6 protein-coding genes are annotated in these 5,451 nt (G+C 69.9%); all 6 read right to left on the minus strand.

The window, feature by feature from the left end; translation table 11 throughout:
• A partial coding sequence (locus VIU94_RS44180; protein ID WP_331921306.1) for a helix-turn-helix domain-containing protein occupies positions 1 to 203 on the minus strand: 203 nt, incomplete at its 3' end.
• A gap of 109 nt (positions 204 to 312) precedes the next feature.
• Positions 313 to 822 (minus strand): CinA family protein, encoded by a 510-nt coding sequence (locus VIU94_RS44185; RefSeq protein WP_331921308.1) that lies wholly within the window; start codon positions 820 to 822, stop codon positions 313 to 315.
• A complete protein-coding gene (gene pgsA / locus VIU94_RS44190) occupies positions 819 to 1,496 on the minus strand; it encodes a CDP-diacylglycerol--glycerol-3-phosphate 3-phosphatidyltransferase (RefSeq protein ID WP_331921310.1) in 678 nt (225 codons plus the stop codon). Before pgsA ends, VIU94_RS44185 begins: the two co-directional genes overlap by 4 nt.
• On the minus strand, positions 1,493 to 3,016 hold the full coding sequence (gene rimO / locus VIU94_RS44195; protein WP_331921312.1) for a 30S ribosomal protein S12 methylthiotransferase RimO: 1,524 nt from the start codon (positions 3,014 to 3,016) through the stop codon (positions 1,493 to 1,495). The genes pgsA and rimO overlap by 4 nt, the downstream gene beginning before the upstream one ends.
• Before the next feature lie 96 nt (positions 3,017 to 3,112).
• A complete protein-coding gene (locus VIU94_RS44200) occupies positions 3,113 to 3,940 on the minus strand; it encodes a helix-turn-helix domain-containing protein (protein ID WP_331921314.1) in 828 nt (275 codons plus the stop codon).
• A gap of 214 nt (positions 3,941 to 4,154) precedes the next feature.
• A partial coding sequence (locus VIU94_RS44205; protein ID WP_331921316.1) for a DNA translocase FtsK occupies positions 4,155 to 5,451 on the minus strand: 1,297 nt, incomplete at its 5' end.

The following is a 5,451-nucleotide window of genomic DNA, read 5'->3' on the forward strand; positions in this document are numbered from 1 at the left end:
CGCATGAGCTCGGACATCCGTACGTCAAGCGCGTCGCAGATCGCGGAGAGCAGCTCGGAGGAAGCCTCCTTCTGCCCCCGCTCCACCTCGGAGAGATAGCCGAGCGATACTCGGGCGGACGAGGAGACTTCGCGCAGAGTACGGCCCTGGCGCTGGCGCTGCCGACGCAGCACGTCACCCAGCAGGCGACGGAGCAGAATCATCGGTGGCTCCCTCCTCGGACCGCGTAGCCGCATCCTTCACGCCCCACCGTACCGCCTCGCGCCGCGGCCGTGCGGGGAGCGATGTCGTGTTCACTCAGGGCTGCAAACATCAATTCCCCCCGTTCTGTTCCGTATCCTGTGCCCGCGCATTTCCGGAGAGTTCGCCACCGAGCAGTTCCAGCACGCTCCGTACACTCTCTCTACGGATTTCCGCACGGTCGCCGTTCAACCGCAACGAGGCCACTTTCCCCGTCCCGACCGGACCGACGACGGCCACGTAGACCGTTCCGACGGGCTGTCCGTCCTGCGGATCCGGGCCCGCGACGCCCGTGGTCGCGATCCCCCAGTCGGCGCCGAGCCGGACCCGCACACCGGCCGCCATCTGCAGCGCCACCTCGGGGTCGACCGCTCCGCGCTCCGCCAGAAGGGCTCCGTCGACGCCCAGCAATTGCTCCTTCAGAGCCGTGGCGTACGCCGTGACGGATCCGCGGAACGTCTTGGAGGCACCGGGTACCCCGGTGAGCTCCGCGGCCACCAGACCGCCCGTGAGGGACTCGGCGACCGCCAGCGTGCCACCACGCTCCGCGAGCAGTCCCAGGACCCGGGCGGCCTCGCTCACGCCCGCGACTCCGCCTGCGCGGCGGCCGCCGCCCGCTCCTCGGCCAGTCCCCTGCGGCGCAGGACCACCGCCTGTCGCACATAATCCAGACCGGTGACGACCGTCAGCACGACGGCGACCGCCATCACCCAGAAGCGGAACGTGGCGAGCGCCCCGGTCAGCACCAGGACGTACATCCCGACCGCGGTGCCCTGCGCGAGGGTCTTCATCTTGCCGCCGCGGCTGGCCGGAATCACTCCGTGCCGGATCACCCAGAACCGCATCAGCGTGATCCCGAGCTCCCGGAAGAGGATCACCCCGGTCACCCACCACGGCAGGTCGCCGAGGATCGACAGGCTGATCAGACCCCCAGCCATGATCGCCTTGTCGGCGATCGGGTCGGCGATCTTCCCGAAGTCGGTGACCAGGTTGTACGCACGGGCCAGGTGCCCGTCGAAGACGTCCGTGATCATCGCGACGGCGAAGGCCGCCCAGGCCCAGGCGCGCCAGACCGGGTCGTGCCCGCCGTCCTGGAACAGCAGCACCACGAAGGCCGGCACGAGGACCAGCCGGATCATGGTGAGGATGTTGGCGATGTTCCACAGGCTGGCCTCGTTGACGGCCGCAGCGCCCAGCTTGCCGCGAGGCGCCGGCCTACCGGTCCCGCCCGTCGCGGACGCCGGCACTCCGGTCATCTGGCCGCCTCCTCGACTTCGGGGGTCCGGGGGTCGCTCCCCAGAGCTTCGGTGTACGCGGCCACCAGGTCGACGCCCTCGGCGCCGACGACCTTGGCCCTGACCATACGGCCCGGGGCGAGGTCGAGGCCCTCGGTCGAGTCCATGGTGAGGAGCACCTGACCGTCGGTCTCGGGCGCCTGGTGGGCGGCCCGGCCGATCCAGCCGTCCTCCTCGTCGAGGGACTCGACGAGTACCTCCAGGGTCTCTCCGAGCCGCTCCTCCGCGCGCTGCGCGGTGAGCTCCTCGGCGAGCCGGGACAGGTGCGCCAGGCGCTCGTCGACGATCTCCTGGTCGAGCTTGTGCTCGTACGTGGCGGCCTCGGTGCCGTCCTCGTCGGAGTAGCCGAAGACGCCGATGGCGTCGAGGCGGGCGTGCGTGATGAAGCGTTCCAGCTCGGCGAAGTCCGCCTCGGTCTCGCCGGGGAAGCCGACGATGAAGTTGGACCGGGCGCCGGCCGTGGGGGCCTTGGAGCGGATGGTCTCCAGGAGCTCCAGGAAGCGGTCGGTGTCGCCGAAGCGGCGCATCGCCCGCAGCACGTCGGGCGCGCTGTGCTGGAAGGACAGGTCGAAGTACGGGACGACCTTCTCGGTCGAGGTGAGCACGTCGATCAGGCCGGGGCGCATCTCGGCGGGCTGCAGGTAGCTGACCCGGACCCGCTCGATCCCGTCGACGGCCGCCAGCTCGGGCAGCAGCGTCTCCAGGAGGCGGATGTCGCCGAGGTCCTTGCCGTACGAGGTGTTGTTCTCGGAGACCAGCATGATCTCCTTCACGCCCTGCTCGGCGAGCCAGCGCGTCTCGCCGAGGACGTCCGAGGGACGCCGGGAGACGAAGGAGCCGCGGAAGGACGGGATGGCGCAGAACGAGCAGCGGCGGTCGCAGCCGGAGGCGAGCTTCACGGAGGCGACCGGACTGGTGTCGAGCCGGCGGCGCAGCGGGGCGCGCGGCCCGGACGCCGGGGCGACTCCCTCGGGGAGGTCGGCCGGGCCGGGCTCCGGGGTCTCGGCGGCGCCGTGCCCGGGCAGGGCCACGTCGGCGGCGGCCTGCTGGCGCTCCACCGGGGACAGGGGCAGCAGGGTGCGCCGGTCACGCGGGGTGTGGGCCTCGACGCTGCCGCCGTTGAGGATGGTCTGGAGCCGGTTGCTGATGTCGGCGTAGTCGTCGAAGCCGAGCACACCGTCCGCCTCGGGCAGGGCTTCGGCGAGCTCCTTGCCGTACCGCTCGGCCATGCAGCCGACGGCGACGACGGCCTGGGTGCGGCCGTGGTCCTTCAGATCATTGGCTTCGAGGAGGGCGTCGACGGAGTCCTTCTTGGCGGCCTCGACGAATCCACAGGTGTTGACGACGGCGACGTCCGCGTTCTCAGCGTTCTCGACGAGCTCCCAGCCGTCCGCTGCCAAGCGGCCTGCGAGCTCCTCCGAGTCCACCTCGTTACGGGCGCAGCCAAGAGTGACAAGGGCGACGGTACGGCGTTCGGGCATGGACTCAAGACTACTTCGTCCCGGCCGCTCCCCCGCCGCGCAGGGTTCACCCGCGCGACGGGTCGGTCTGCCCGGCCGATGGCGCCGGGGCCGGACTCAGCCGGCCTCCGGGTCTCCCTTGCTGTAGGAGAGCCGCTCGACGGCGCCCTCCTCGAAGGTGTCCTCGATCTTCTTGCCGTTCACCCAGAGCTCGATCGGGCCGGCGTTGCCGAGGACGAGCTCGATCTTCTCGTCGTCCTGGAAGGTCTTCTTGTCGCCCTTCTCGAGGAAGCCGTCGAAGATCGACTTCCCGTCGTGGCCCTTGACCGAGATCCAGCTCTTGTCGTCGGCGACCAGGATCACGGTGACCTTGTCCGCCGGGACGCCGGCGATGGCGCTCTCGGAGGGGACGGGCTTGGGGTCGGCGGCGGGCTTGGTCTTGGTCGGCTTGGGGCTGGTGGTCTTCTTCGACGGGGCCGGGCCCTCGGCCACGGTGCCGCCGTTGCTCCGCTCGTCGTTGCCGCTGAACGCGGTGTAGCCGACGAAGCCGACGACGGCGACGATGGCCGCGACCATGGCGGCGGTCCAGTTGGGCCGGCGAGGTTCGGGGCGGATGCGCTCCGCCTCGAAGAGCGGGGCGGCGGGGGTCGGCGCGGGCCGGCCGCCGTGCTCGGCGTCGTACTGGTCGACCAGCGCGGCGGGATCGAGGCCGACGGCGCGGGCGAGCGTGCGGATGTGACCGCGCGCGTAGACGTCGCCGCCGCAGCGGGAGAAGTCGTCCTCCTCGATCGCATGCACGATCGGGATCCGGACCCGCGTGGAGGAGCTGACCTCGTCGACGGTCAGACCGGCGGCGATGCGGGCCTGCTGGAGCACACGACCGATGGAAGGCCGGTCGTCTGCCGGCGAGTTCCGGTCGTCTTCGGGGGAGTTGCCGATGGACACGAGGGCGCCTTTCGAGCGTGTAGCCACCTGCTGGAGGTTCAGTCTATGGGTGGTACGAAAGGGTGGGGCAACCGGGCGGCCGCGATCTGTACGCCATCGGAATGGCCGAGCGCGCCCGCCTGAACGGCAGTCCTGCGGGGAAGGGCGGGGAGACGGTTCTTTCCTCCCCTCCAACTTGACGTACGGCCGGGGGAAACGGTTGCCCCGCAATCCCTTACGAGTGAGACTCCCCGCGGATCACGGCGAGCACTCCGTCCAGCTCGTCCGGTTTCACCAGAACGTCCCGGGCCTTGGACCCCTCGCTGGGTCCCACGATGTTGCGGGACTCCATCAGGTCCATCAGCCGGCCGGCCTTCGCGAAACCCACGCGCAGCTTGCGCTGGAGCATCGACGTGGAGCCGAACTGGGTGGAGACGACCAGCTCGGCGGCCTGGCACAGCAGGTCGAGGTCGTCGCCGATGTCCTCGTCGATCTCCTTCTTCTGCTTGGTCCCGACGGTGACGTCCTCCCGGAAGACCGGCGCCATCTGATCCTTGCAGTGCTGCACGACTGCGGCGACCTCGGCCTCGGTGACGAAGGCGCCCTGCATGCGGATGGGCTTGTTGGCACCCATCGGCAGGAACAGACCGTCACCCTTTCCGATCAGCTTCTCCGCGCCGGGCTGGTCGAGGATGACCCGGCTGTCGGCGAGCGAGGAGGTGGCGAAGGCGAGCCGGGAGGGCACGTTGGCCTTGATCAGGCCGGTGACGACGTCGACGGAGGGCCGCTGCGTGGCCAGCACGAGGTGGATGCCGGCGGCCCGGGCGAGCTGGGTGATACGGACGATCGCGTCCTCGACGTCCCGCGGGGCGACCATCATCAGGTCGGCCAGCTCGTCGACGATGACCAGCAGGTACGGGTACGGCTGGAGGTTGCGCTCGCTGCCCTCGGGCAGCTTGACCTTGCCGTTGCGGATGGCCTCGTTGAAGTCGTCGATGTGCCGGAAGCCGAAGGCCGCGAGGTCGTCGTAGCGCAGGTCCATCTCGCGCACCACCCACTGCAGGGCCTCGGCGGCACGCTTCGGGTTGGTGATGATCGGCGTGATCAGGTGCGGGATGCCTTCGTACGCGGTGAGCTCGACCCGCTTGGGGTCGACGAGCACCATCCGGACGTCCTCCGGAGTCGCTCTTATCATGATCGACGTGATCAGGCAGTTGATGCAGGAGGACTTGCCGGAGCCGGTGGCACCAGCGACGAGGACGTGCGGCATCTTCGCCAGGTTGGCCATCTCGTAGCCGCCCTCGACGTTCTTGCCGAGCGCCACCAGCATCGGGTGGTCGTCCTCGGCAGCGGCGGCCAGGCGCAGCACGTCGCCGAGGTTGACCATCTCGCGGTCGCTGTTCGGGATCTCGATGCCGACCGCGGACTTCCCCGGGATCGGCGAGATGATCCGCACGTCGGGGGAGGCGACGGCGTACGCGATGTTCTTGGTCAGCGCCGTGATCTTCTCGACCTTCACGGCGGGGCCGAGC

It is taken from the genome of Streptomyces sp., assembly GCF_036566765.1.
Lineage (GTDB): Bacteria > Actinomycetota > Actinomycetes > Streptomycetales > Streptomycetaceae > Streptomyces.